17 protein-coding genes and 10 pseudogenes are annotated in these 25485 nt (G+C 69.5%); 11 read left to right on the top strand and 16 right to left on the bottom strand.

From position 1 onward, the window contains the following. Positions 1-1033 (bottom strand): annotated as a pseudogene (locus tag ACFVZH_RS37640) (IS701 family transposase); the annotation flags it as partial. 207 nt (positions 1034-1240) lie between these two features. On the opposite strand from ACFVZH_RS37640, the gene ACFVZH_RS37635 reads away from it, so the two are divergent. Then, entirely contained in the window at positions 1241-1657 is a 417-nt protein-coding gene (locus ACFVZH_RS37635; protein ID WP_328972093.1) for a PPOX class F420-dependent oxidoreductase, read from the top strand. A gap of 27 nt (positions 1658-1684) precedes the next feature. Here ACFVZH_RS37635 and ACFVZH_RS37630 read toward each other — a convergent pair. Then, positions 1685-2348: pseudogene (locus ACFVZH_RS37630) on the bottom strand (IS5 family transposase). Positions 2349-2913: 565 nt separating this feature from the next. Between ACFVZH_RS37630 and ACFVZH_RS37625 the strand changes: the two are divergent. Together ACFVZH_RS37625 and ACFVZH_RS37620 are read left to right on the top strand one after the other, a co-directional pair. Next, complete coding sequence (locus ACFVZH_RS37625; RefSeq protein ID WP_384904723.1) at positions 2914-4176, top strand: MFS transporter; 1263 nt, start codon at positions 2914-2916, stop codon at positions 4174-4176. A 1020-nt stretch (positions 4177-5196) separates the two neighbouring features. Continuing rightward, positions 5197-5406 (top strand): annotated as a pseudogene (locus ACFVZH_RS37620) (FG-GAP repeat domain-containing protein); the annotation flags it as partial. A gap of 144 nt (positions 5407-5550) precedes the next feature. Here ACFVZH_RS37620 and ACFVZH_RS37615 read toward each other — a convergent pair. The 4 genes from ACFVZH_RS37615 to ACFVZH_RS37600 are packed head-to-tail and all read right to left on the bottom strand — an operon-like array spanning position 5551 to position 9132. Continuing rightward, entirely contained in the window at positions 5551-6756 is a 1206-nt protein-coding gene (locus tag ACFVZH_RS37615) for an ABC transporter permease (protein ID WP_384904721.1), read from the bottom strand. Further along, on the bottom strand, positions 6753-7457 hold the full coding sequence (locus tag ACFVZH_RS37610; protein ID WP_384904719.1) for an ABC transporter ATP-binding protein: 705 nt from the start codon (positions 7455-7457) through the stop codon (positions 6753-6755). Before ACFVZH_RS37610 ends, ACFVZH_RS37615 begins: the two co-directional genes overlap by 4 nt. Next, positions 7454-8602, bottom strand: coding sequence for a peptidoglycan-binding protein (locus tag ACFVZH_RS37605; protein WP_384904718.1), 1149 nt, complete (start codon positions 8600-8602; stop codon positions 7454-7456). Before ACFVZH_RS37605 ends, ACFVZH_RS37610 begins: the two co-directional genes overlap by 4 nt. Beyond that, positions 8599-9132 carry a hypothetical protein gene (locus ACFVZH_RS37600; RefSeq protein ID WP_384904716.1) on the bottom strand — a complete coding sequence of 178 codons (534 nt, stop codon included), beginning with the start codon at positions 9130-9132 and terminating at the stop codon, positions 8599-8601. The genes ACFVZH_RS37605 and ACFVZH_RS37600 overlap by 4 nt, the downstream gene beginning before the upstream one ends. Positions 9133-9365: 233 nt before the next feature. On the opposite strand from ACFVZH_RS37600, the gene ACFVZH_RS37595 reads away from it, so the two are divergent. Together ACFVZH_RS37595 and ACFVZH_RS37590 are read left to right on the top strand one after the other, a co-directional pair. Next, positions 9366-10022, top strand: a complete 657-nt coding sequence (locus tag ACFVZH_RS37595) for a response regulator transcription factor (RefSeq protein ID WP_384904714.1) — start codon at positions 9366-9368, stop codon at positions 10020-10022. Between the two features lie 11 nt (positions 10023-10033). Then, positions 10034-11224, top strand: coding sequence for a sensor histidine kinase (locus ACFVZH_RS37590; protein ID WP_384904712.1), 1191 nt, complete (start codon positions 10034-10036; stop codon positions 11222-11224). A gap of 84 nt (positions 11225-11308) precedes the next feature. Here the strand turns inward: ACFVZH_RS37590 and ACFVZH_RS37585 are convergent. The 6 genes and pseudogenes from ACFVZH_RS37585 to ACFVZH_RS37560 all read right to left on the bottom strand — a co-directional run. Further along, positions 11309-11509, bottom strand: a pseudogene (locus ACFVZH_RS37585) (hypothetical protein); the annotation flags it as partial. A gap of 31 nt (positions 11510-11540) precedes the next feature. Further along, positions 11541-12083: an NUDIX domain-containing protein gene (locus ACFVZH_RS37580; RefSeq protein WP_384904710.1), complete on the bottom strand. Its 543-nt coding sequence runs from the start codon at positions 12081-12083 to the stop codon at positions 11541-11543. A 263-nt stretch (positions 12084-12346) separates the two neighbouring features. After that, positions 12347-14863, bottom strand: coding sequence for a discoidin domain-containing protein (locus ACFVZH_RS37575; RefSeq protein WP_384904708.1), 2517 nt, complete (start codon positions 14861-14863; stop codon positions 12347-12349). Between the two features lie 317 nt (positions 14864-15180). Continuing rightward, a pseudogene (locus ACFVZH_RS37570) lies at positions 15181-15369 on the bottom strand (hypothetical protein); the annotation flags it as partial. 296 nt (positions 15370-15665) lie between these two features. After that, complete coding sequence (locus ACFVZH_RS37565) at positions 15666-16457, bottom strand: hypothetical protein (RefSeq protein WP_384904706.1); 792 nt, start codon at positions 16455-16457, stop codon at positions 15666-15668. A gap of 265 nt (positions 16458-16722) precedes the next feature. Beyond that, a pseudogene (locus ACFVZH_RS37560) lies at positions 16723-16824 on the bottom strand (DUF6233 domain-containing protein); the annotation flags it as partial. Between the two features lie 187 nt (positions 16825-17011). Here ACFVZH_RS37560 and ACFVZH_RS37555 point away from each other — a divergent pair. The 4 genes and pseudogenes from ACFVZH_RS37555 to ACFVZH_RS37540 all read left to right on the top strand — a co-directional run. After that, positions 17012-17854 (top strand): annotated as a pseudogene (locus ACFVZH_RS37555) (IS5 family transposase); the annotation flags it as partial. 303 nt (positions 17855-18157) lie between these two features. Further along, the gene (locus tag ACFVZH_RS37550) at positions 18158-19381 is read left to right on the top strand and encodes an MFS transporter (protein ID WP_384904704.1); all 1224 of its coding nucleotides are present in this window, start codon (positions 18158-18160) and stop codon (positions 19379-19381) included. A gap of 152 nt (positions 19382-19533) precedes the next feature. Continuing rightward, positions 19534-20463: pseudogene (locus tag ACFVZH_RS37545) on the top strand (IS5 family transposase). Positions 20464-20684: 221 nt separating this feature from the next. Beyond that, complete coding sequence (locus ACFVZH_RS37540; protein ID WP_384904703.1) at positions 20685-21116, top strand: VOC family protein; 432 nt, start codon at positions 20685-20687, stop codon at positions 21114-21116. A gap of 133 nt (positions 21117-21249) precedes the next feature. Here ACFVZH_RS37540 and ACFVZH_RS37535 read toward each other — a convergent pair. Continuing rightward, positions 21250-22016 (bottom strand): annotated as a pseudogene (locus ACFVZH_RS37535) (transposase). A gap of 24 nt (positions 22017-22040) precedes the next feature. After that, the gene (locus tag ACFVZH_RS37530) at positions 22041-22445 is read right to left on the bottom strand and encodes a hypothetical protein (RefSeq protein WP_384904702.1); all 405 of its coding nucleotides are present in this window, start codon (positions 22443-22445) and stop codon (positions 22041-22043) included. A gap of 736 nt (positions 22446-23181) precedes the next feature. On the opposite strand from ACFVZH_RS37530, the gene ACFVZH_RS37525 reads away from it, so the two are divergent. Beyond that, positions 23182-23358, top strand: a complete 177-nt coding sequence (locus ACFVZH_RS37525) for a hypothetical protein (RefSeq protein WP_384904700.1) — start codon at positions 23182-23184, stop codon at positions 23356-23358. Positions 23359-23367: 9 nt separating this feature from the next. Here ACFVZH_RS37525 and ACFVZH_RS37520 read toward each other — a convergent pair whose 3' ends face one another. After that, positions 23368-23997, bottom strand: coding sequence for a hypothetical protein (locus ACFVZH_RS37520; RefSeq protein WP_384904698.1), 630 nt, complete (start codon positions 23995-23997; stop codon positions 23368-23370). 363 nt (positions 23998-24360) lie between these two features. Here ACFVZH_RS37520 and ACFVZH_RS37515 point away from each other — a divergent pair, with 363 nt between their 5' ends. Continuing rightward, complete coding sequence (locus ACFVZH_RS37515) at positions 24361-25119, top strand: hypothetical protein (RefSeq protein ID WP_384904696.1); 759 nt, start codon at positions 24361-24363, stop codon at positions 25117-25119. Between the two features lie 64 nt (positions 25120-25183). Here ACFVZH_RS37515 and ACFVZH_RS37510 read toward each other — a convergent pair. Continuing rightward, positions 25184-25485: pseudogene (locus tag ACFVZH_RS37510) on the bottom strand (hypothetical protein); the annotation flags it as partial.

Below are 25485 nucleotides of genomic sequence, written 5' to 3'. Positions count from 1 at the left end.
GACCTGGTAGTCGTCCAGGCCGCATTCCTGCTTGGCGGTCTGGACGACTACCAGGTCCGCCCAGCGGGCCCCGGCGACATGGATCAGCTCGTCCAGGGTGGTGCTGGTGGGACAGTAGGCAATGTAGTAGGAGATTTCCTCGGGCCGGCCGACGCTTCTGCGGGCGATGACCCAGTGCCGGCGGTCTTCCCGGTGCCAGGGCCTGACCTCGCCCCTGGCCCAGTCAAAGACGCGGTGGCCGTGCGCCCCGCCCCGCAGGACCGGCGCTTCCACTTCTGCCTGGGCAGGCTGTGGAACAGGTCGTGAACAGGATGGTCGATGGCCCAGCGGGTGACGACGGTGTCGTGACGGGTGGTGGCCATGACGTGGCAGACATCGGCCCGTTCCAGCTCGGTCCGCCAGCTTTTCGAGTAACCGTAGCCCGCGTCCGCGGTCACCCATCCAAACGGGATCTTCCCCTCGACCGCCCGGCGGACCATCGCCCGGGCCATCGCGACCTTGGTCTCGAATGCGACCGTGTCCTCGACGCCGGCCCGGCGGCACCGTTCCCGGTCGTCCGTCCACGACGTGGGCAGATACAACCTGCGGTCGATCAGCGTGCGGCCACGTCCGGTGGCATAAGCGAGGAAGACCCCGACCTGGCAGTTCTCCGTCCGCCCCGCAGTCCCGGAGTACTGCCGCTGGACCCCGGCCGACCGCACCCCCCCTTCTTCAGAAACCCGGTGTCGTCCACGATCAGCACCGCACCCGGATCGCCCAGGTGCTCGACCACGTACTCGCGCACGTCGTCCAGGACCCCCTCGGCATCCCACTCGATCCGGTTCAGCATCCGCTGAATCCGGTCCGGGCCCGCATGCCCGGCCTCCTCCGCCAGCGTCCACCCGTTCTTCCGCTGCAGCGGAGCGAGCAGCCCACGCATATACGCCAACGCCGACTCACACGGCTCCGACCTGGCAAAACGATGCACGAACCGCCCGTGCAAGGCATTCAGTTCACCAGCCCACACCCGGGCATCAGCAAGTCCCCCACCCATACACACACCAACGAGCAGCCCGGCCACCAGTCACGGCAACCACCGTTGCAGTACTAGGCAGTGTCCGGCGGATCACGTGACTGCCTCGCGCTCGGGTCACCGGTCTGGGCGCGGGGAGGGTGGCCTGAGGGCCCCACCTGGGCGATCTGGCATGGCGGGAATGTATTCCGGTGCGCCACACCAGAGAGCCCGATTAGCCTCTCCGACATGCCCATTGAGATGAACGACACCGTGCGCAGCCTGCTCGACGTACCGCACCCGGCCGTCTTGTCCACCCTCAACCCTGATGGCAGCCCACAGAGTTCGGTGGTCTGGGTGAGCCGTGACGGCGGCGAGCTGCTGATCTCCACCGAACAGGGCCGGCGCAAGGAACGGAACATACTCCGCGACCCACGCGTCGGCCTGACCGTCTTCGACCTCGCCAACCCCTACCTGTACGTCGAGATCCGCGGCACGGCCACCGTTACCGAGGACGCCGACCGCGCGGTGGCCGTCCGCATCGCCGAGGAATACCTCGGCCCGGGCGGCGGCAAGGAATACCTGGAGGCCCCGCCGGAAGAGGTTCGAGTGGTCGTCCGCATCACCCCGACCAAGATCCTCGGCAACGCCACCAAGACCGCCTAGATTCTGTCCGGCGAGTCATGGACGGAGTCAGAAGCGGATCGCCGCGACCGTGACGGTGCCGTGGAAGACGTAGGCCCTCTTGTCGTAGCGGGTGGCGACGGCCCGGGAGGTTTTGAGCCGGTTGATCGTTCGCTCGACCTCGGTGCGGCGTTTGCAGATCTCGCTGTCGAAGTCGGTGGGCCGGCCGCCCTTGCTGCCGCGCCGTTGCGGTTGGCCCGCTGGTCCTTCGGTTCGGGGGTGGTGTCTTGATCTGGCGTCTTCGCCGGTAGCGGCGGTTGCGCCGTGAGCTGTATGCCTTGTCGCCACCGAGGTGGTCCGGCCGGGTGCGAGGGTGACCGCCCTGCGGGCGGGGAACGCGGATGCGCTTCAGGACCTCGATCATCTGCGGTGCGTCGCCCCACTGGCCGGGCGCGACCCGGAAGGCCAGCGGCCGGCATCCGCCTTCACCCGCGAGATGACTCTTGCTGGTCAAACCACCCCGGGACCGCCAGCGCCAATGCCGTTCATAGACGGTCTTCCAACTGCCGAACCGCTCGGGAAGGTCCCGCCACGGTATGCCCGTTCGGACCCGGAACAGGGTCCCGTCGATCACCTTGCGGTGATCGTTCCACCGTCCGCCACGCTGGCCCAACGCCGGCAAGTACGGCTCCAACCGGACGCACTCGGCATTCGTCAGATCACCCCGCCCCATGCCGGAATCAACGAGCCGGCAATCCGGCAGTCACATGATCCGCCGGACACTGGCTAGACCAGTACGCGGGCGACCGTCCTTCATGTGGGGCACGTCAGATCCATCGCCAGATGCCCCGCCTGAGAGAGAACCCACGTGACCGCCCGTGCCCTTCCTGCCCTTCCCGGAGGCCGGCCCGCGTCGGCCCCTATCGGATTGCAGGCCGTGTGGGCATCAGGGAAATGGGGGACGGTCCACGCTGCCTTGGGCGCCGGCGGCACTCGCCTGGCCGTGAAAGTCCTCCATCCTGTTCAGACCGGCGACGAGGAGTTCCGCGCCCGGTTGCGGCGGCTCGACTGCGGCCCGACCGTCGGCCGGTAGCCTCCGGGCCTGTTCCGCGTCGGCCGGTGTGGTGGCGCCGATGTCGAGGAGAGGTGGCGGACGCGGTGGGTGGTCGTTGCGGTGGGAATGTGGAGGTGGTCGGGGGCGCGCCAGTGCTTGGGCGGTACATGCCCGCCGGCACCGGCACCGAGGCGTTCCTGGAGGAGCGCCGTGTGGCGGATGGGGCTGCTGCGGAGCGGGCGTCGTGAGCGGTGGCTTCGGTGAGGTGTTCCGTTCTCTGCGCGTGCGGGATTTCCGGTTGTTCGTGCTTGGCCAGATCGTGTCGGTGGCCGGTACGTGGATGATGGTGGTCGCGCAGGACTGGCTTGTTCTCGGTCTGACAGGCGGGTCGGCGAGCGCGCTGGGCATGGTGACGGCGCTGCAGTTCACGCCGCTGTTGCTGCTCACGCTGTACGGAGGGCGCCTGGCGGATCGCTATGACAAGCGTGCTCTGCTGACGGCCGCGAACGTGGCGTCGTGCGCGGTTGCCCTGATGCTGGCGGTCCTGGTGCTCGCGGGCGGGGTCCGGCTGTGGCACGTGTACGTGTTCGCCTGCGCTCTGGGCGTCGTGAACTCGGTCGAGGTGCCGGTACGGATGGCCTTCGTCGGAGAGCTCGTGGGATCGGAGTTGCTGCCCAACGCCTCGGCGCTGAGCGCCGCGTACTTCAATGTCGCCCGGGTCGTGGGACCTGCGCTGTCAGGGCTGTTCATCTCGGTCGCCGGTGTCGGCTGGGTGATGCTGGTGAACGCGGCGAGCTACGCGGCCACTGTCGTGGCACTGCGCCTGATGCGCAGGAGTGCCGGGCGGGCACGGCGGTTCGGCGACCGGGTGCGGGTGAGGGACGGGTTGAAGGCGGCGGGGCGCTTCGATCTGACGGTGCCGCTGGTGCTGGTGGCGGTCGTGGGCCTGTTCGGCCTGAACTTCCAGTTGACGCTGCCGCTGCTGGCAGCGCAGGTCCACCACGCCGGTGCTTCCACGTTCGGTGTGGTCACCGCCGTGTTCGCGGCGGGATCGCTGGTCGCGGCGATGATGACGACCCTGCGCAGGGGTCGCCCGTCGGCGCGGCTCGTGGCGGGGGCGGCCATCGCCTTCGGCCTGCTGGAATCGGCGGTGGGGGTGGTGTCCTCGTACGGGCCTTCCATGGTGCTGCTGTTCCTCACCGGCGGGATGTCCATCTTCTTCGCTCAGGCTGCCAACCACCGTATTCAGCTGGGCGTTCCGCCCGAGCTTCGTGGCCGGGTCCTCGCGCTGTACACACTGATCCTGCAGGGATCGACGCCACTGGGTACCCTGCTCGTGGGTACTCTCGCCGAGCGCTGGGGAGTGCGATGGGGGTTCCTCATCGGCGGTGTGATTTCGCTGGCTGCGGGGCTGGTGGCGATCGCTGTGGAGCGTGACGACACCGCTACGACCGCATCAGCCGGTACGGCGCTGCGGGAGCGGTCCGGGCAACGCGCACGGCCCTGAATCGACGGCCCGGAACGGGACGGTCCACACCCCGTCGAACGCGCCCGGCGGCACCGATACTGACTGCCCTCCCACCGCACGCCTACCGCCCTCGACAAGCCCCCGTCACCTTTTCCATGGCTCCGCACTGGGGCCTTTGGCCTTCGTGCGCGGCCATCGCTTCGTGCTCCGGGTGCGCCGACTCCTTCACTCCGTGCGGGTAGGCGGTGCCGCGAGGCCGAGGGCACCACGAGCGGGGAGGCGATCGACACTGGCCCGCCGAAGGTGTCGCCCGAGATGCCGCGCCACAGGATCCATGCCACTCGGGTGTCCGCGCCGTTCTGGGGCTTCGCGAGGGCGGCGAGCGAGGCAGGTGCGGTGAAGGTGCAGGCTCCGGAGCCGAAGACGAAACGGTGCACCTGCCTGCGTAACGGGGCCTTGCGGCTCGGGCCCTTGAGGTCGGCAAACGCGGTAGGAGACCAGGCCGGCGTCCAAGGGCCGGGAGCGCGCCGGCGCCTGCCGGGGTCGGGGTGGACCACGTACCGGCGGCGTCGGCCACTGCCTGGGTGGGGTCACGCTCCTCGCCTCCGTCGCCGTAGCCGACGTACCTCCGGGGGCCCGGTAGGCCGGCTCTCGGGCCTGCTGACAGGGGGACGTGTGCAGCCATGGTGGACATCGTGGCGGCGGTCGTGCGGCCTATGAGTCCGGCCTGCCGTCGGGACTTTGCCGCCGCCTGGCCGGCGCGGGTTGCCGTTGCACACCAGTCGCTCGCGCGCCGCACTGCGCGGCTGTGAGCGCAAGGGCGTGGGTCCGGGGGGTGTCCCCGTTCGCGGCCGGCTGGCCGGTCGTAGGAATCACCAGGTCACACCCGCGGAGGGGTGACCGGAACTGGTGGGACATCCACTGAACCTCCCCGACGCGGCGGTGTTGACTTGCGTCTGACCTCCATCACATCACCGCAGGCCGAATCCTCCCGTCGGTGCCGCGACATCCCCAAGGGGCAGTTACGTTGAAAACCTCCACATCACGGGGGCCGGGCTCGTGCTCGGCTCCGCGGCCGCGCTCGTAGCCGGGCTGTGTCTGGCGCCGGCCGCCCAGGCCGCACCGGATCCCAGCGTCTCCTTCGGCCAGGCGAGCGCTGTCCCGCTGCCCGCGGGCAGCGGGAAGGGCACCGCCCCGGCGCTGGGCGACATGAACGGCGACGGCAAGGCCGACCTCGTCACCGCGGTGCGGGGTTCGAACACCCTGGTGGCCGCGCTCGGCGACGGCAAGGGCGGCTTCGGCCCCGGTGGGATGGCGGGTGCGTCCGGTGGGGTGACCGTCCCCCGCACCGCCTTCGGCCTGCCGCTTCGCTCCACGCGAGGCGGCAGGCCGCTTTGGTCGGTCCGTGGCCGGTCAGGGGGTGGCCAGGGCCTCTGTGGGCGAGAGCCGGGAGGCGCGGACGGCCGGGTAGAGGCCGGCCAGGGTGCCGATGGCCAGGGTGGCGGCGATGCCGCCGAGGATCGCCCAGGCGGGTATCACCGCGGGCCAGCCCTGGGAGAGGGCGTACCCGGTGGTCACAGCCGCCCCGAGCAACGCGCCGCCCGCCCCGCCCAGGGCGGACAGCAGCAGGGATTCCGCCAGGAACTGGGTGCGGATGTGTCCCCGGGTGGCGCCCAGGGAGCGGCGCAGGCCGATCTCGGCGCGGCGTTCCAGGACGGAGATGACCATCGTGTTGGCCACGCCGACGCCGCCGACGAGCAGGGCCACCGCGCCGAGGCCGAGGAGAAGGCCGGTGAAGGCTTTGCTCGCGGCCTGTTTGGCGACCAGGGCGTCGGAGGGCCGGGAGACCTTGACCTCGTTCGGCGCCGCGGGATTGGCGGTGGCGCCGAGGACGGACCTGACCGCTTCCACGTCGGCGTCCGCGCTGCGGACGTACACACGGGTGGGCCGGCCGTCGAAGCCCAGGGCGGTCTCGGCGGCCGGCCAGCCGACGAGGGCCGCGGAGTCCAGCTCCGGGGCGAGGGTGACCGGTTGGAGGATTCCGATGACGGTGACCCATCGTCCGCCGATCAGTACGCGGGTGTCCGGGCGGGCTTGGCCGATGCCCAGTCGCTGGGCGGCCTCGGCCCCGAGCACGGTCGTCGGGTATCTGCCGGTCGCGGCGTTGAGCCATGTGCCGTTGCGCAGCCTGGCCCCGGTGGCGGCGGGGAGGCTCGTCCGTACCGCGTAGGTGGTGATGCCGCCGTTCTCCGCTTCGGGGATCTTCCCGGTGCGGAAGACGTCGGTGTCGGGGAGCTTGCCGATGGCCGATGTGGCGGTCACCGGCCGGATTCGCGAGATCATCCCTTCGGCGGTGGCCGGGAGTCGGGCTGTTCCTCCGGTCAGGGTGTCGCCCGGGGCCACGGTGAGCAGGTTGGTCCCGAGGGTCGCGAGGGTGCGGTCGAGCTCTGCGCGGGAGGACGAGGAGACCCCGACCACGCAGACCATCGCGGCGATGCCGATGGCGATGCCCAGCGCGGAGAGCACAGCGCGTGTCGGGCGGGTTCGCAGGCCCACCGCGCCGACCGTGACCAGGTCGCCGGGCCTGATCCGGGCCGGCCGCAGAGTGTCGGTGGTCATCGGCTCACCGCCCCTGCCCGTACCTGTGCGGCCTCCTGCTGGCGTACGTCGTCGGTGACCCGGCCGTCGCGCATGCGCACCTGCCGGGGCAGGGACGCGGCGAGCTCCCGGTCGTGGGTGATGATCACGACCGTGGTGCCAGTGGCATGCAGCTCGTGAAGCAGCTGCATCACCGTCTCCCCGGACACCGAGTCCAGCGCCCCGGTCGGCTCGTCGGCGAGCAGGAGCGCCGGGTCGCCGGCCACCGCACGGGCGATGGCCACGCGCTGGCGCTCGCCGCCCGACAGCTCGTGCGGGTGGTGGTCCGTGCGGTGGCCGAGCCCGACGCGTTCGAGCACCGCAGTCGCGCGGCGCCTGCGCTCGGCGGGCCGCAGCCCGCTGTAGAGGAGACCGTCGGCGACGTTGTCCAGCGCGGAGGTGCCGGCGGCGAGGTGGAACTGCTGAAAGACGAACCCGATCCGGGAGGCGCGCAGGGCGGACAGCTCGCTGTCGGACAACGCGCCGACGTCGTGGCCAGCGACGTGTACGCGACCGGTGGTGGGCCGGTCCAGGGTGCCGAGCAGGTTCAGCATGGTGGACTTGCCGGAGCCGGAGGGGCCGACGATGGCGGCGAGTTCGCCGGGGCCGATGGTCAGGGACACCCCGTCGAGGGCGGTCACCCCACCGGGGTAGGTCTTGGTCACATTCGTGAGGGTGATCACTTGGGTATCCCCACCTCGGCGCCCTGGGAGATGCCGCTGCCGGAGATCTCCACCCGGCCTTCGGCGAACAGCCCCGTGGTGACGGGGACGTACGTCGAGGTCGAGCCCTTGACCACCTCCACCCCGAAGCCGCCCTCGGCGAGGGCGAGCAGCGCGGAGACCGGCACGGTGAGGACGTTCTCGCGGGTGTCCGCGGTGAAGGTCACGTGGGCACCGGCCTCGTCGTACCCTCGGACGGCCGCGCGGGCCTTGGCGTCCGTGAGCCCGACGACCACCTTGATCTTCGTCTCGGCCGTCTTCTGCCCCTCGGCGGGCTTGGAGACGCTGGAGACCTCGGTGATCGTGCCCCGGACCACGGCTCCGTCCGGGAGTGTGACCTCGACGGGTCCGCCCTGCCTGGCGAGCCGCCGGTCGGCGGTGTCCAGCTCCGCAGTGACGGCCTTGGCGGTGCCGGTGTACGACAGCACGTTCTGGCCCGGTCCTGTCTGGTCCCCCGGCTCGGCCTTCAGGCCGGCGACGCGGATCGCGCCGGTGGTGAAGACGACCCGGCCGGGCTCCACGGTCCCGGTCTTCTTCAGGCCGAGGTCGTCCTGCCACCGCCGTACGGCTCTGACCGTGGCGTCGGTGTACTCCTCGTCGGGCGTGAACCCTGTGTAGCCGAGCGCGGCGAGGTTCTCCTCCAGTTGCCTGACGTCGGTTCCCTCGGAGCCCTTCGCCAGGGCGCGATAGGCCGGGAGCGATCCGTACAGCACGACGACGGGCTGGTCGTCCACTGCGTAAAGGGCCTTGCCACGGGTGATTTCCGCGCCCGGCGCAGGGAGTCGGGTGAGCGTGCCCGGAAGTCGGCCGGCCGCGGTCCGCTCCGTACCGAAACCGAGCCGGGCGTCGGCGCTCCTGGTGTCCTTGAGCGTCTGTCGGAGTACTTCGGCCGTTGCCGGGGGCAGCCCGTTCGCCGCCTTGCCTTCGGCCTTGCCGTTGCTGTCCGGGGCGAGGACGACCGCCGTGCCCGCGCCGGCCGCGGCCAGGACGAGGACGGCGGCCGTCATCTTCGTGACGCGTCGCGTACGGTGTCGCCGACGGCCGCGCTGGGGCGATGGATCCGCCTGCTGCTCGTCGAAGGGCTCATCGGGGTGCGCGACCGTCACTGGGCGCTCCCCGCCTGCTCGCGCTCGCCCTGAGCGCCGCCGCACTTCTTCCACGCCTTCTCGAAGTCCGGGTCCTCGGCCTGCGCGGGGCCGATGTCGATTCCCTGGCCCTCCTTGGGGTCGGCGAAGTCCGCCACGCCGTTCTCGCGCATGCACCGCGCGAGGTCGAGCATGGCCTTGCGGTCCTTGGAGTCGTCCTGGTCGGCGGGCGCCGGCGGTGCGACCGAGCGGCACGCCTCGATGGCCTTGTCGGCCTTCTCCTTGTTCGCGCCGTCGACGGAGAGCCCGATGCCCTGCCCGGGCTTGGGGTCCGCCACGTCCAGGCCCTGCTGCCGCAGGCACCGCGCGTACCTCACGTTCATTTCGTCCCGGCTCAGGCCGGGCGCGGCGCTGGTGGTCGCGCTCTTGGTGCCGCCGTTCGCGGAGGCCACCTTGGTGCCGTCGGCCCCGGACCCGCATCCGGTGAGTGTCAGGGCCAGGACGGCCAGGGGCAGCGCAGCAATCCAGGCGGGGGTGCGTGTACGAGGCATGTGGGGCGTCTCCCTGCCGAAGGGCCGGCGGGGTGCCGGCCGACGGAAGGGATGCAACTCCCGGTGCCGTTACCTTGCTGTTTCCCCTTGCTGTTTCCCCGTCGGTCCGCCGACCTCGAACGAAACCGGTGGACGATCGCTTACGGGAAGGAAACGGCCCCCTGTACGACCATGGACCCCAGAATCAACCGCCCGCCGGACGGGCGGCGGCCTTGAGGAAAGGACGGCAACGGATGCGGCTTCTGGTGGCGGAGGACGAGCGGCTGCTCGCCGACGCGATCGCGGAATGGCTCCGGCAGGAGACCCACGCGGTCGACGTCGCGTACGACGGCGCCGCCGCGCTGGAGCGAGCCGGCGTCAACGACTACGACGTCATCATCCTCGACCGGGACCTTCCTCTGGTGCACGGCGACGACGTCTGCGCCCACCTCGTCGCGACCGGCAGCCAGGCACGGCTGCTGATGCTGACCGCGGCCGGCGAGGTCACCGACCGCGTCGACGGGCTCTCCCTCGGCGCCGACGACTACCTCACCAAGCCCTTCGCCTTCCCCGAGCTCGCCGCCCGGGTCCTCGCACTGGGCCGGCGCTCCCGCCCGGCCGCGCCACCGGTGCTCCGCCGCGGCGGCATCACGCTGGACCCGGCGCGGCGCGAGGTGTTCCGGGAGCACCGTTACGTACCGCTGGCGAAGAAGGAGTTCGCCGTCCTGACCGAGCTGCTGCGTGCCGACGGTGCGGCGGTCTCCACCGAGCACCTGCTGGAGAAGGCGTGGGACGAGCACGCCGACCCCTTCACCGGAGCCGTCCGCCTCACCGTACTCAAGCTCCGCCGCAAGCTCGGAGACCCGCCGGTCATCGAGACCGTCACGGGCGTGGGGTACCAAATCCCATGAGGAAGCACCCCGTGAAGAAGAAGCGCCGCATCACCCTGCGCGCCCGGCTCACCCTCGTCTACGGCGGCCTGTTCTTCGCCGCCGGCATCGTCCTGCTCGGCGTCACCTACGTCCTGTTCGCCCAGCAGCTCGACCGTGGCGGGGACCTCAGCGTCCATTCCGACTCCAGCGGCACCACCTCCTCGCGGCAGGACACCCCGTCCGACAGCCTCAACTGGGTGGCCGACGAGCAGAAAAGACTGCACGACGCCGCCACGGCCTCGCTCGTCACCCAGGGCGGCATCGCGCTGGCCCTCGTCGGCGGCGTCGCGGCGGGCTTCGGCTGGCTCATCGCCGGCCGGGTCCTGGCTCCCCTGCACCGGGTCACCGACACCGCCCGCCGCATCGCCTCCGCGCCCGCCGCCGACCGCGGCCTGCACGAGCGCATCGCGCTCGGCGGCCGCGACGACGAGGTGAAGGACCTCGCCGACAGCTTCGACCTCATGGTCGAACAGCTCGACCGCTCCTTCGACGGCCAGCGCCGCTTCGTCGCCAACGCCTCCCACGAACTGCGTACCCCGCTGACCGTGGGCCGTGCCCTGGTCGAACTGGCCATGCACCGTCCGACCGCCTCCGCCGACGTGAAGCGGCTCGGCGCGGACCTCCTGGAGATCAACGACCGGCACGAGCGGCTCATCAGCGGACTCCTGCTGCTGGCCGGCGCGGAGAACCACATCCCCGAACGGCAGAGCGTCGACCTCGCGGACGTGGTCACGCATGTGACCGCCCAGAGAGCTCCAGAGGCCGAGAAGGCCGGGATCAGCCTGCATGAGGAAGCCGGCCCGGCACCCACCACCGGAGACGCTCTGCTGCTCGAACGGATCGTCCAGAACCTCGTGGAAAACGGCATCCGGCACAACACCGGCGACGGCGGATGGGTGCGAGTCACGAGCCGCACCCTTGAGGACGGACGGGCCGCGATCGAAGTGAGCAACACCGGCCCCGACGTGCCGCCCTACGAGATCCCCACCCTGTTCGAACCGTTCCGCCGCCTCGGCACCCAGCGCCTCGTCACCGCCAAAGGCGCCGGCCTCGGCCTGTCCATCGTCCGCTCGGTTGCCCGCGCCCACGGCGGCAACGTGACCGCCCGCCCCCGGCCCGACGGAGGTCTGACGGTCACTGTGACCCTGCCCCACGAGAGTCGGCATCCTCCGCAGCGGTGACCAAGCGCACGCGCCGAGATCGGAGTGCTGCAGAAGTTCGTGCACCCACCGCTGGGCCTCCGCGAGGCTCGTGACGGTGCCGACGGGTTCGTACGAGAATCCGTTCCGCTCTTCCAGCGCCCTCGGCTCGTCCGGCCGGAGGTGGCCGCCCCCGCCGTGGAGCGGGCGGTGCCTGCGGTGCACGTCCAGTGGTGAGCGGCGCCGCTTGCGTACGCGGCAAGCGGGTCGTCGGCGTCCGCGCGCGGGGCGGCTGGTTCGGGGGCCGGGTCGGCGGTGCCTGCCCATGTGCTCGATGGTCCCAGGCGGCGTTCGTGAGTCAGACCCAGGTGTAGTTCGAGTCGGTGACGGCGTCCAGGGCGGCGTTGGCCACGGTGGCACGGGGGCCGGCGAGAGCGGCGAGGGCGGGACCGATGGGCGGGAAGATCGGCAGCTCGGCGGTCTTGCGGTAGTCGATCCACTCGATCACGCCGACCTCGTGACTGCCGTCGGGGAGCTCGTCCAGTTCCTGCTTGGCGAGGGACGCGCGGACGCCGGGGCTGATGTGGAGGCGGTAGATCAGGTGGAGCTTGCGCGGAGGCGGGGTGGGGCCGGGGCGGGTGACGCGCTGATCGACAACCCACAGCAGGTCCCCGCCTTCGGCCAGCGCCGTGTCCAGGCCGAGTTCCTCGGCGAGTTCACGGGCGAGCGCGGCATCGAGGTCTTCGCTGTCCTCGACGTTGCCGCCGGGCGGGGTGTAGTGGGTGGAGCCGGCGCGGTCGCGGCGGATGAGGGCGACGTCGTCGCCGCAGAACACCAGCGCCCCGGTCCGGATCTTGATCCGGGAGAACGGGGCCGCCGGTGTGTCGGGTGTGCTTGCCATGGCCGTCAGTATCTCGGCCGGCGCCGGGTGCCGGGCGGGCTTTCCCCGAGTTCACCCGCCCGGCACCCGGAGGACGTGCCCGCGTGCGGGCAGTTATATGCGACGGGCAGGCCCGGCAGGGCGAACGTCTTGTGCCCCGAGGCGCAAGAAAGTACTGGGGACCGTCCCTGCACGCGAGGACTGGACAGCGGGGTCCCTCACCATCCGCACGTTCGCAGGGGGGTGCGCGCGGCGTCACGTCGGCCGGAGCCCCATCCGTACCGTCAGGAGACGGTGATGAACCGGGCGATGCTCGGCACCCCCTGCGCGTTCAGGGCGAAGAGCATGTAGGTGCCCGGCAGGACCACGCCCTTGTCGGCCGGGATGGACACCCTGTACGTGCCGGTCCCCGTGGCGGTGGAGACCAGCGGGATCCGCCGCTGGTCGTTGTCCGTGGAGTGGGTCGCGGCCGCGGCCCGCATCAGGACGAAGGACGCCACCGGCCCCTGGGTGGCGACGGTGAGCGAGTTGCCGGCCGCAGCCCGGGGCGGCACGTCGCCGGTGATGACGGGACGCGGCTTGGGCGATCCGTCCGCGTTGAGCAGGTACGGCGGCGTGAACACGGCCCCGTCGGAGTGGTTGGTGGCGCAGTCCCCGCAGAGGCCGCCGCCGCCGGAGAAGATCCGCCCGTCGGGCAGCAGGTTCGCCACGCTGTGGTAGTTGCGCGGGATGGCCATGCTGGCGAGCGGGGTGAAGGTCCCGGTCGCCGGGTCCCACAGCTCGGGGGTCAGCACGGACGTGGCGTCGCTGAACGGCACGGGGTAGGACTGTCCGCCGAACACGGCGACCTTGCCGTCGGGCAGGACGACGCTGTTGCCGAAGGCGCGGGCGTGGACCATGTCGCCCGTGCGCGCGGCCTGGACCCGGTCGCCGTCGACGCTCACGGTGTACGCGCGCCGGGTGGCAGGTTTGTTCTCGTATGCGGGCGAGCCTCCCAGGGTGAGCAGCTTGCCGATGTCGTACGCGACGGCGTTGCCGGTCATGGCGTCCTGGCTGTCGGCCCGGGTGCCGGCGGAGGTGATGCTGCCGTTCCCGTCGGTCGTGATCCAGTTCATCTGCTTGCTCGGGCCCACCTGGAGCACCTTTCCGCCCGAGGTCGCGTACAGCCACATGTGGTTGTCCGCGCGGTAGGGGCCGCGGGGGTCGGCCGTCAGCGCGGGCGCGGCGGGGACGCCGGGGAGCCTGCGCCAGGTACCGGTGTCGGGGGACCAGACCTCGCCGGACTTGTCGCCCGTGGCCCCGCTCCAGGATCCGCCGAGGACGAATGCCTCGCCGGTGGAGAGCAGGGTCATGGCCTGGTAGCCGCGGGCAATGTTCATGCCGGCGGTCGCCGACCAGGAGTCGGTGGCGGGGTCGTAGAGGCTCGCCTTGTCCGCGTTGCTGCCGCCGGTGACCAGCACCCGGCCGTCGGCGAGCATCGCTATGCCCGGGCAGAACATGTCGTGGCCGGTGTTGTCGATGCGGCGCTGGGTGACCTTGCCCGTCTTCAGGTCCAGGATGGCGGTCTGGGTGTAGCCGCTGCTGCCGCCGAACCGGTCGAGCGCGTACGCCGACCAGGCCAGGAGCTTGTCGCCGGGCAGGACTGCGGTGGCCACCGGCACCAGGGGGAAGCCCGTGATCCGGCCCCAGGATCCGTGGGCGGCCGGGGCGGCCGGTCCGCTCAGGCGTATCTCGGCGGCCGAGGTCCAGGGCCCTCGGTTCCCGGCCTCGCCTGTCACGGTCAGGCGTATGTAGCGAGCGTTCGCGGTGCGGGTGAAGGTGGCGGTCTTGACGGTGTCGTCGTCGCGCCAGGTGCCCTTGGCGAGGGGTGTCCCGAAGGTGGTGCCGTCGGTGCTGGTGGTGATGGTGTACGCGCCCGCGCGCCCGTTGATGCCGTCCTTGCGAGGCTGGTAGACCAGGGCGGAGACAGCGGCGGTGCGGTGCATGTCGACGGTGATGCTGTGCGGCAACGGGGCCGCGGCCTGGGACCACCTGCTGTGCCAGAGGGTGGCGGCGTCACCGTCGAGGACGTTGGCCGCACGGCCGTTCTCCTTGACGGTCTCCTCGTCGCTCGCGACGGCGGTCCATCCGGTCCGGGGCAGGTCGACCGTGGCGGCCGGGGTCCCGGGGTCGCCGAGCAGGTTGAGCTCCGCAGCGGAGGTCCACGGGCCGCGCCGGCCGGCCTCGGTGACGGCGGTGAGCCGGACGAACCGGGCGCCCTGCGGGGCGAACGCGAGGGTCTTGGCGCTGCCGTCGTCCGCCAGGGTGCCGGTGGCGACCGCACTCCCCCAGTTCCGGCCGTCGGTGCTCACGCTGATGCTGTACTGGCCGACGCGCCCGTTGATCCCGACAGTACGGGGCTGGTAGACGAGCGCCGAGACCACCGTGGTGCGGTGCATGTCGACCGTGATGCTGTGCGGCAGCGGGGCCGCGGCCTGGGACCACCTGCTGTGCCAGAGCGTGGCGGCGTCACCGTCGAGGACGTTGACCGCACGGCCGTTCTCCTTGACGGTCTCCTCGTCGCTCGCGACGGCGGTCCATCCGGTCCGGTCGAGCACGGGAGCCATCGGCTCCATGGCGTTCGCCGGGGCCACGCCATGATGCGGCGACTGCTTCGCCGGCTGCTGCTCGAAGGGGCCCGGCGTCGGCCGTGCCGTGAGCGTACGACCGCCCGGCCCGGTACTCGCCACTCCGAGCCAGGGGGTGAACCCGACGAGCAGCGATCCGAGGGCGAGGGCGATGAGCAGAGGGGAGCGGCGCAATGCTCCGACAAGGGCTCTGACACGTCTGGGCTGCAATCGGACCTCCCGGGCGAACTGCGAACGCTGCGGACCCCCAGAACATAGGTCAGAACAGCGCAACTCAACCATGGAAATGAGGAGTTGTTCGACGCGTACCGCTCCGACCCGACCCGAACTGACGCGAGGAGGCGATCACGCACGCGCACGCCCACACGGACACCGACGCAGGCACAGGTACGGGCACAGGCACAGGCGCAGACGCAGGCGCCCCGCCGTTCGGCGACCACACACCCTTCGGCCACGTCTTCGTCACGTCGGCTACGGCTTCGTCATGTCGGCTACGGCGTCGGCACCTCGGCCCCGGCACCGCCGGGCCAGGCGAGGCCGCCAACGGCGAGGAACGGCTCGTCGGCCACGGTCCCAGGGGTCGCGCCGGCTAACCCCCTGACGTCCCGGTGCAGATGGGACTGGTCGGCGCTGTCACCTACTCCGGCTGCGGCCTTGACGTCGATGCTGGGACCGTCCCCGCGGGTGCGGGGAGCAGACTTCGTGAGCTGCAGTGTTACCTCGATCCTCCTCTCGCCTGAACCACTTTCACCGAAACCGGCAAACAGGGTGATGCCTCTTGGAGTGGGGGGTCGGCTTCGAGGCGCGGGTCAAGTCCTGGCTCCACGGCTGTTTCGAACCTTCCGGAAAGTGCTGCGGAACAGCCATCGGCCTGTACTCAGCAAGGCCCCGGCGCGCTGGCGCGCCGGGCATATCCGCTGCGCATTCTTCTCCCCTGCGACATCGAGGTCTTGGTCGGAAGGTACGAAGAAGCTGCCTACGTACCCGCCCGCTGGGCGCAGAGCGACCGGATCTCCTCCAGCAAGTCCGGGTAGTGCTCTCCGTACGTGTGCAGCGCGTGCCACACCGCGTCCAGAGCCGCCTTGAGCGCGATGGGCTCGGCGGCGGCCGTCACGGCGGGCAGTGCGAAGTGCGGCTGCGAGATCAGTCCGGGGACATGCGGGGTGCTGGCGGGGTGCGTCAGCGCCATGGCGGTGACCGACACGGGGACGTGCCTGATGTCTGCGGCTGCTGCCGACAGCTTGCCGTCGGACACCACCGGTGCGGGGCCGCCAGGTAGGCGGCCGAGTTCGTAATGCCTCGCCCCGTCGTCTCCCGGCTCCGCGGCCAAGACCCATGCCCACCCGGCGGGCGTCGGGGGAAAGTACGGCGGACGCTCGGGGGGCATCGCTCCTCGCACCGACGGCCCCGGCGCGAGCGGGGTGGAGCGAAGGGTCTGCCACATCCGGGCTTCGTCGTCGAAGGGCGGCGGAAGCCGATGCCCCTCCGCCAGCGCGGTGAGCGCCTTGGCGACCCACGGCACAGCGGTCAGGCCGGCACTCTCGCATGCCCGGCGTGCGGCCAGCAGCGCCACTGAACGCTGGACCTCGGCCTCCACGGCACCGAGGGCGTGCACCAGGTCGCTGTCGAAGGTGAGCAGACCAAGGACGTTGCTCCCGCTGACACCACGTAGCCTCTCGCTCGGCAGCCTTCCGCCCCACTGCCACCTCTCGTAGTGCAGTCGCCGTTCCTCGGCAACCCGTTCCTCGCCTGTGACCGGCCCGTACACAGAACACCTCCTTGATCGAACGGCCTCGGAAGTCCCTGTCGGACAGGCCGTCACATGCCTCGCATCATGCCGCAGGCCACTGACATGGCATGACAGGGTCGACACCGCTGCGACGTCGACGGTGTCGTCGGTGACGCGGCGCTCGGAGAGGGCCGGACGGTGTACAAGTCAACACAGGTCCGCCGTGGGGAATCCAGCCGAGCAGTTCTGAGGCGACCCCGAGCACAGGGCGGGGAGATGCAAGTATCGCCATCACCACGGGACGTCAGTCGAGGATGCCGAGTTCGGAGTCGGGCTGGCAGATCTCGCACGCCCAGATCCCGCCGTCAGTCAGCGCCCGACGGGCCTCTTCGCGGCTGAGCGGCCGTCTCCTAGACTGAGGCGGGCGCCGCGCGAGCCCGCCCTAAACCTGGCGCTGACGACGCGTGAGCTGGTCTGAAACAGCGGACTCGTCTTTCCGGGCCGGAACACGGAAGGCCGGGCCGGGGGCTGCGGTGTCGCCCGCTCAAGCGACGCAAAGGTCTGCACGACCCGCGGACCGTATCAGTGACCTCATGACACCGCAGCCGGCCCGCAAGCCCTACCCGTCCGACCTGTCCGATGCCCGCTGGGCCCTGATCGAACCGGTCCTGACTGCCTGGCGTGCCGAGCGGCAGAAGGCATCCCTCAACATCGGGCGCAAGGCTGCTGACCTGCGAGAAGTTATGTACGCGATCCTTTACGTCAACCGCACCGGCATCGCCTGGCGCTACCTCCCGCACGACTTCCCCGCCCACACCACGGTCTTCTCCTACTTCACCGCCTGGACCGCCGACGGCACCATCGAGCAACGCGGCATCCGCCTGCACCGCCTGGTCCGCGAAAAAGAAAGCCGCAACCCCGAGCCCACGGCCTGCGTCATCGACTCGCGGTCCGTCAAAACCGCCCACACCGTGCCCACCAGGACGCAGGGCATCGACGCGGGCAAGAAGATCGTGGGCCGCAAACGCAGCATCATCGTCGACATCCTCGACCTGTTACTGCTGGTCATGGTCACCGCGGCCAGCGTCTCCGACAACGAGGCCGACAAACAGCTCCTGACCCGCACCGCGGCCGCCCACCCCGGCATCACCAAGGTCTGGGCCGACACCGGCTACAAAAACCAACCGGTCGAACACGGCGCGAAACTCGGCATCGACGTGGACATCGTCCCAAGAGACACCCAGTTCAAAGGCTTCTCCGTCCTACCCCGCCGGTAGGTGGTCGAACGAAGCCTGGGATGGATCATGATGCACCGCCGCCTCGCCCGCGGCTACGAGACCAAACCCGAACACTCCGAAAGCATGATCCGCCTCGCCGCCATCTCCACCCTCGCCAAACGAACAACCGGAGAAACCACCCCAACCTGGCGAGACACACAAACCGAAATCACTCACGAACTACGCGAACCAGACGCCCTCTCAGAAGGTGTATCTCAACCGATCATGGAACGTGCAGGTCGAACAGGATTCCCGCCTGGGTGATCTTCCCGTTGTGCGCGCATAAAGGCAGGGCCTCACCGTAGCTCGGGGATGCGAATCTAACCGAGCAGCGCCGGGAGGCCGTGGGTCATGTCGGACGCGGAAGTCGCTGTTGACGTCGCGAAACTGCCAGAAGGTGGCTCCTGTTCCTGCTGAAATAGTGCTCACACTTCATGTGATGCCCAACACAGGACGGGATTCATGTCCACAGCAACCACCACTTCCATCGAATCGCCTTCATTGCCGGATCGAACACCAATGGTCTCGTGGCTGGCAGTGATTTCGGTGATGTTGGGGATCTTCTCGATCGTCACCACCGAAATCCTGCCGATCGGCCTTTTGACCTCGATTATCTCGAGTTTCACCATCTCCGATGGAATGGCTGGTCTGATGATGACCATGCCTGGTTCTCTGGCCGCAGTCTCGGCGCCAGTGATAACTGTCGCCACGGGGCGCATCGATCGTCGGCTCATACTGGGTGCTTTTATTCTGTTGCTGGCATTGGCGAATTTACTGGCCGCGGTTGCGCCGAGCTACTGGCTGGTCCTGGTCTCACGTGTATTGGTCGGCGTCACCATCGGTGGTTTCTGGTCCATCGGCGCGGGGCTGGCCAGTCAGCTGGTTCCTGCCGAATCGGTGGGCAGGGCAACCGCCGTAATCTTCTCCGCGGTGCCTCTTGGGTCCGTGCTCGGAGTCCCGCTGGGTACGTTCATCGGAGACGTCGCGGGGTGGCGTACCGCATTTCTGATCATGGGGATCCTGACTCTCTGTGTCTTCGTCATGCTGCTCCTGGTGGTTCCGCCGCTGCCGGCCGAAGAGCCTACTCGTCTGAGTGCGCTCACGGGCATGATCAGGAGTGTCAATACTCGGTTTGCCTTGGTGATGACGTTCCTTGTGGTGCTCGCCCACTTCGGCGCCTACACCTATGTCACTCCGTTCCTGGAGCAGGTGACTCATGTCAGCGCCGGGCTCATCACGGTCTATCTGCTCGTGTACGGAGCTGCAGGAATTGCCGGGAACTTCCTGGGCGGATCGGCTGTGGCGCGGTATCCGAGGGGTGCCTTCGCAGCAGCAGCCTTGATGATCGCCAGCGCGACTGCGCTGCTCCCTGTGCTCGGCAAGGATGCTCTCGGCGCCGCGGCCCTGCTGGTTTTATGGGGCGTTGCCTACGGGGCCGTGCCTGTCTGCGCGCAGACCTGGTTCGCCAAGGCATCACCCGATTCGCCCGAAGCCTCTTCCGTGCTCTTCACCGCCTCGTTCCAGGCCACCATTTCCATTGGGGCGCTGGTCGGAGGTGTCGTGGTTGACCACTCCTCCCCATCCATGGTCATGACGCTCGCTGGCACGACCGCTGCCCTGATGGTGCTGGTCGCCTGGTCCCACTACGCCCGGAAGATCCCGTGGCCTGACCCGGCCAAGCCGTAACAAGCAGTTATTCAATCGGTGTTGGAACGTGCGGGTCGAGCAGGGTTCCTGGTCGGGTGATCTTTTGGTGGGCTGGGTATGAGGACAGGGCCTCTAGGCACCGTTTCTCGGATCTCCTGACAGCGGTGGGGTTTTGAGGTCAGGCTCGCTGTATGGGCCGTGGAGATCTGACGAACGCGGAGTGGGAATGGATGGAGTCGTTTCTGCCTCGCGGTGGTGCGCGTGGCGGCCGGTGGAGTGATCACCGCAGGGTGATCAACGGGGTGCTCTACCGGGTGCGGACGGTGTGCAGTGGCGGGACCTTCCGGAGCGGTTCGGGCCGTGGGAGACCGTCTATAAGCGCCATCGCCGCTGGTCAGCGGATGACACCTGGACAATGCTGCTGTCCCGCATTCAGGCCGCCGAGGATGCGTCGGGCCGGATCGACTGGGACGTGTCGGTGGACTCGACCGCAGTACGGGCACATCAGCACGCCGCCGGCGCGAGGAAGGTGCCGGCGGTCACAGGTCCTCAAAAGGAGAACGACCGGGGGACGAATCAGGTCGATCCGGTATTGCGGAAACTGGTGGTGCGGCTGACCGAGGTAGTCAGATCGGCGAGTGTCTGGGACGTTCCAGAGGAGGCTTCACCAGCAAAATCCACCTTGCCGCCGAAGGCCGATGCCGACCCCTCGCTTTCGTCCTGACACCGGGTCACTACGGCGACGGCCCCCAACTCGAGCGCGAGCTGGGAAACTTCTCGGTGCCCCGCATCGGCGTCGGTCGACCCCGCACCCGGCCCGATCACGTCCTGGCGGACAAGGCTTACACGTCCCGGAAGAACCGCCGCTACCTGCGACGACGCGGCATCCGCCACACCATCCCCGAACGCCTCGACCAGCAAAGACACCGCAAGAACAGAGGCTCCCGAGTGGCCGGCCCACCGGTTTCGACGGCGAGCGCTACAAGAAACGCAACATCGTCGAACGGGCCATCAACCGACTCAAAGGCTTCCGAGCTGTCGCCACCCGCTACGAGAAACGCGCCTACATCTACCTCTGCACCGTCACCCTCGCAGCCCTCGTCATCTGGCTCCGAACATGATCCGAGAAACAGTGCCTACGTAAGGGTTGTCCCGCAACTGATCTTTGGCAGCAAGAGAGTGGCTGGCCGGGATCGCATCCCAGGTTCCCTTTGGGGAGGCACCGACCTCGGTTCACCCCTGCGACCGTACGACACAGCAGCGGGTAGCAGGCGCCTCCTCCCGACAACGTGCGGACCTCCCGACCTGGGGAGATGAGCAGGGCCCCTGTTATCGTGCGCCGATGTCAACGATCAAACAGTTCCAAGTGACCTTCGACTGTGCGGAGCCTGCGCGCCTCGCCGCCTTCTGGTGCGAGGTGCTGGGGTACGTCGTACCGACGGTCCCGGAGGGCTTTGCCACGTGGGAGGAGTACCACCGCTCGCTGCCGCCCGAGGATGAGATCTACTTCGCGTGCACTGATCCCTCGGGTGTGGGCCCGCGCTTGCTCTTCCAGCGAGTTCCCGAAGGCAAGGTCGTCAAGAACCGGGTGCATCTCGATGTGCGGGCCGGCGCCGGGCTCGTGGGTGAGGAGCGCCTGGCCACACTCGAGGCCGAATGCGCACGGCTGATGGCGCTCGGCGCGAAACACGTGCTGACGCAGCGCGCCGATGGCGTCAACGAGTCGTGCATCACGATGCAGGACATCGAGGGCAACGAGTTCTGCCTCTCCTGATTCTCCTCCGAGACTGCGAGGTGGGGACCCGTCTCCGGCCCCCGGGGAACATCGGGGCAGCCGATATCGGCCGTCTCGATGTTCCCCAAGGCCGGTCTCCCGTGGACCTCTCAGGTCCCGCATGCGGCGGGAGTCATCCCGTGAGAGCGAGGTTGGGTAGGCGGGCAACGCCGAGCATCGCGTGGCGCACACCGTCGCCTCTCAGGCGGCAGTCGCGCAGGATCTTCCAGGTCTTCATACGGGCGAGGCGTGCTCGACGCGGGCGCGAACCCGTTTGTGGCCCTTGTTGTGGGCCTCCTTCCAGTCGGGCAGTTCCTCGCCCTTGCGCCGGCGGTGCGGCATGATCAGCCCGGTGCCCAGGTAGCCGCCGTCCGCGATCGTCGTAGTGTTGCCGACCGCCCGCTTGGCACCGGACTCGACCCAGGCCAGGCAGTCGTCGCGGTTCCCCGGCAGCGGCCGGCCGACCACCACGACCAGGCGGGTGTCGGCGTCGATGACCACCTGGTGGTTCGTCGAGTAGCGATAGTTCTTCGACTGCTCGGCGACCTGGTGGTCGCGGGTGGGTACCAGCGTCCCGTCCACGATCAGCACGGCGTCCTTGGCGAAGCGCCTGCGCGGTGCCAGCGCGAGCCTGGGGCCGAGGTGGTCGATGACGCGATCGGCGGTGGACTTGGACACTCCGAGGAGCGGCGCGAGCTGGCGCAGGGTCAAGTTGGTGTGCCAGTACGCGGCCACCAGTAGCACCCGGTTCTCCAGGGACAGCTTCCACGGCCGACCACGGCCCGGCGCGTCGCCGCCCTCGCGGCGCAGCTGCCTCATCAACTTGCCGAAGGCACGCGGGCTCAGTCCGGCGAACCGGGCTGTCCAGGACGGCTCAGACGCCGTGTTCACACCAGCCACGGCCGAGATCATCCCAAGGCAAGATCACTTACGGGACAACCCTAGGTAGCTCGGGGGTGCGATCCCATCCGAGCGGTGGCTGGTCGAGGACTTGTTCCACAAGGTCCGGCGCCGGCCGCCACGGACCGAGCTGGCCGGCCGCGGGACGGGCAAGGGCAGTTCATGGAAGTCGGCGAGCTCGATGTGCCACAGCGGACCGGGAAAGGCCCACGGCGTGCAGAGCTTCGCTCCGTCGGGGTCCTGGTGGCAGGCGGCGACGCGGACGATGCCAAGGACGGCGCCGGTCGCCAGCTCGCGGCCGCGGATCGCGCGGGAGAGGAGCGGGTCCCGTAGCGCGCTCCGGTCCAGATCCTGGCCGGTATGGAGCAGGTACCAGCCCGGCCGCCACGGGCGGGGCCGGTTCTCGATGTTCTTGCCGCCACGATGCACGCGGCCCAGGGCTGGCGGAGCGTCATGCCGCGGATCTCGTCCCTCCTGAGCGGAGGTGCGCTGTTCATGCGGCCCTCCCCCACGTGTCTGCGCCCGGGCGTTCGGCGCGGCAACCGTTGCTGGACGGGTCTGTGGTGTCAGCGGGGACGAGGACCGGTCGGCGGGAGTGCCTGCCATCGGACAGGGCGGTGTCCGCGGGGCTCTGCTGAGGTGACAGGTCACGGGTGCGGAGAGTGGCGGCGCCGACCGTGGCGACGGTGCGGCCGCCGTCGAGGGTGAGCGGGGTGTGCAGCACGCGCGCAGCTGGTTGAGCCTCCGAGGCTGTAAAGCTGCGGCGAGGGTGAAGACGAGCGCGGTGCAGGCGTCACGGGCAGTAGCCCGATCAGCGGGTCGGGGTAGGGGGCTTGCAGACGGTGGCGCATCCGCAGTCCGTCGGCGATCCACAAAGTGGTGGGAACGGTGGCTGATGTCAGAGCCTGGTGATGAGGGGCACGGTGGTTCGAGTGCGGGTTTCTGGGGCTCATCAGGCCGTTCCCGCCGCCGCGTAAGGTCTTCGGCTTCTGCCGCTGCTGGGTGCGCCAGGACGTGTTCACCGTATTCCACGCCGTGCTGGTGAAGACGGTCCGCCGCCGCGCGGGACGCTCCGAGCAGCCGACGGCCGCGATCACCGACGCGCAGTCGATCAAGGCCGCAGGTCACCAAAGTCTGGGCGGACCACGGTTACGACGGCGAACTCGTGCCCTGGAGCCGCCGGACTCTCGGCCTCGACCTGGAGATCCCCGACCACCCCGGCCGCCGCAACGGCCAGGGCTTCAAGGTCATTCCCAAACGCTGGATCGTGGAACGCACCCTGGCGTGGATCACCCGGCGGCGCCTCTGCCTGCGCGACGCCCCGGCCATGGGGGTGCGGTAGACGGGGCGGTCAGTGTTCGAGGTCGGCGCGCATGGCGGCGAAGAGGCGGGCGGCGTCGGCCGGGGTGGTGCGGGGGAAGAGCGCGACGGCGGCGGTGGTGGTGTCGGACCAGCCGCAGATGACGTCGGTGGCGTTGGCGGACTCGGGCAGGCTGAGGCACTCGAGGGATCCGCCGAGCGGGCCGGGCTGGTACGGCTTGGCGGTGGTGGGGGTGCCGGTGGAGCCGTTCTGCAGCGCGTAGTCGATCAGGCCACGCCAAAGATGCTCGCGACGCTTGTTCGGGTCCTCGGGAACGCTGTCGACGCCAACGAAAAGGATGCGACGGCCGGAGGTCTGCCCGGCACGGTTGTAGTCGGCGACCACCAGGTGCATGCCGTCACGCATCTCGCCCGGGTCGACCGGGACGTCGGAGACCGCGCCGGCACCGGTGGCCTTGGTGAGCCCGCCGGCGGTGGCGGCCTCGGCCAGCGTGTGCTTGCCCGAACCTGCGGGCGAGGTGGAGGCGGTGGAACTTGCGGGCGCGGAGACAGGGGCGGAGGCGGCGGGAGGGGCTTCGGCTGCGGGGTCGCAGGCGGTCAGCGTCAGCGTGGTTGCGAGGGCGATCGTGGCAAGGAGGGTGCGGGGACCATGGATGGGCATGGCGGAGTCTCCCGGGGTGTGGTGGTCGGCTGGGCCGCTGGGCCCAATGGCCGCACGCTAGTGGCCGACTGGGCGGGCGGGCGCCCCAAGCCCAGTTCCCTTACAGCACCGGGACATGGTGGTGACGTGAGAGCCTGGTGATGACGGGAACGGTGTGTCAGCGGTCATCCGATTCCCCACTTCCGGCAGCTTGGGCGTCGGCCAATTCGGCTCGGTCGCTGATCTTGTGACTGGTTGCGCGGCCATCGTAAGCGGCTGGGAAACTGGGTAACTGCCGTGACGGGTGGCTGATGGGACCCGGTAGGGTTGTGATCTTCGGTTGGCGGAAGCCACCCGGAGTCCCCCTGAGGCTGTGCCGACACGATGAACCCCGACGACACTCCCGCACGGCTCCGACTCGACCGTGCTCTGGACTGTTTGGACGTCACCTTTCGCGGAATGACCGCCCGCAGCGACGAGAGCCAGTGTGACTGCCACTGGGGCAGCGAAGAAGAGCTTGCGCAATTGAAGGTCCCAGACGTGGTGCTCGACCCGGACCTTCTGCGTCGCACCTGGGATGCCCCCGACTGGAACGACCACGGCGCGGTGCTGCGCCGCATCCTGCCTCAATTCGCCAGGGCGCTGGTCAGTGGCCTCGTGGAGCCCATGTTTGGCATGGACGAGGTCGGACGTTCGTTCCTTCGCGGCCACTGGCAGCAGTGGCCTGCGCGCCAGAGCGCGGCGGTGTGGGAGTTCCTGCATGCCTGGTGGGCTCACACCCTCGCCGAATCGGATCCGGCCGTCCCCGTGCATGAGGTCCTCGCGCTGTGCGCCGAGGCATCTGCCACGCTCAGCCCTTGGCTCAACACCTGGGAGGCACTCGAAGACCGCGTTGCCGACCGGCATCTGACCGAAGCGGCTGCCCACTGGGAGTACGACCTTCTGGGCGATCAACTTCCATGGGACGCGTGGGACAACGCAGATGACCTGCGCACCGAGCTCGCGGCCTGGTTGGTCCGTCACGCCCCTGCGCGGCTTCAAGCCCAGGACGCTCCCGAGGAACTGCTTCACCGCATACGACTCATCGGACTCAACGGCCCCGCCCGCTGGGAGGACCCGCACTGGCCCAACCACCGCTGTTGAGCCGGCTTCACCGCGCCGCCTTGCCTGGTATCAAGGTGGGCCGTCTTGACCTGATTGGGCAGCTTCAGGGCGTGAGGAGTACGCGCTTGCGGAGGAAGTGGAGGTAGGGCTTGTACTCGTCCAGGATGGTGGAGCGGTTGGTCCCTTTGACCAGCAGTTCGTCGTTGCTGGTGGCGCGGGCGAAGCGGCGTACGGTGGACCGGTCCAGCTGCAGTGTCCGGCAGATGTTCTCCAGCGTGCTGCCGTCCTCCGGGAGCTGTCGCACGGCGTTGTAGCGTTCCCTGGTCCGGGTCACCAGGCGGCGTTCGCGTCCGCAGACGTCGAGCATCTTGGCAGCCGGTGCCGGCGGTGGTGTCTGCCAGATGT

It is taken from the genome of Streptomyces sp. NPDC059534 (genome assembly GCF_042743475.1).
Classification (GTDB): domain Bacteria; phylum Actinomycetota; class Actinomycetes; order Streptomycetales; family Streptomycetaceae; genus Streptomyces.
The sequence above is the reverse complement of the archived record's forward strand: the minus strand, read 5'-3'. Positions and strand labels throughout refer to the sequence as shown.

What these genes read in the sequence shown, in the direction of transcription:
- ACFVZH_RS37520 (WP_384904698.1), bottom strand. Translation starts at nt 23,997, where the DNA reads ATGCCCATCCATGGTCCCCGCACCCTCCTTGCCACGATCGCCCTCGCA.
- ACFVZH_RS37615 (WP_384904721.1), bottom strand. Translation starts at nt 6,756, where the DNA reads ATGACCACCGACACTCTGCGGCCGGCCCGGATCAGGCCCGGCGACCTG.
- ACFVZH_RS37600 (WP_384904716.1), bottom strand. Translation starts at nt 9,132, where the DNA reads ATGCCTCGTACACGCACCCCCGCCTGGATTGCTGCGCTGCCCCTGGCC.
- ACFVZH_RS37550 (WP_384904704.1), top strand. Translation starts at nt 18,158, where the DNA reads ATGTCCACAGCAACCACCACTTCCATCGAATCGCCTTCATTGCCGGAT.
- ACFVZH_RS37635 (WP_328972093.1), top strand. Translation starts at nt 1,241, where the DNA reads ATGCCCATTGAGATGAACGACACCGTGCGCAGCCTGCTCGACGTACCG.
- ACFVZH_RS37580 (WP_384904710.1), bottom strand. Translation starts at nt 12,083, where the DNA reads ATGGCAAGCACACCCGACACACCGGCGGCCCCGTTCTCCCGGATCAAG.
- ACFVZH_RS37540 (WP_384904703.1), top strand. Translation starts at nt 20,685, where the DNA reads ATGTCAACGATCAAACAGTTCCAAGTGACCTTCGACTGTGCGGAGCCT.
- ACFVZH_RS37595 (WP_384904714.1), top strand. Translation starts at nt 9,366, where the DNA reads ATGCGGCTTCTGGTGGCGGAGGACGAGCGGCTGCTCGCCGACGCGATC.
- ACFVZH_RS37515 (WP_384904696.1), top strand. Translation starts at nt 24,361, where the DNA reads ATGAACCCCGACGACACTCCCGCACGGCTCCGACTCGACCGTGCTCTG.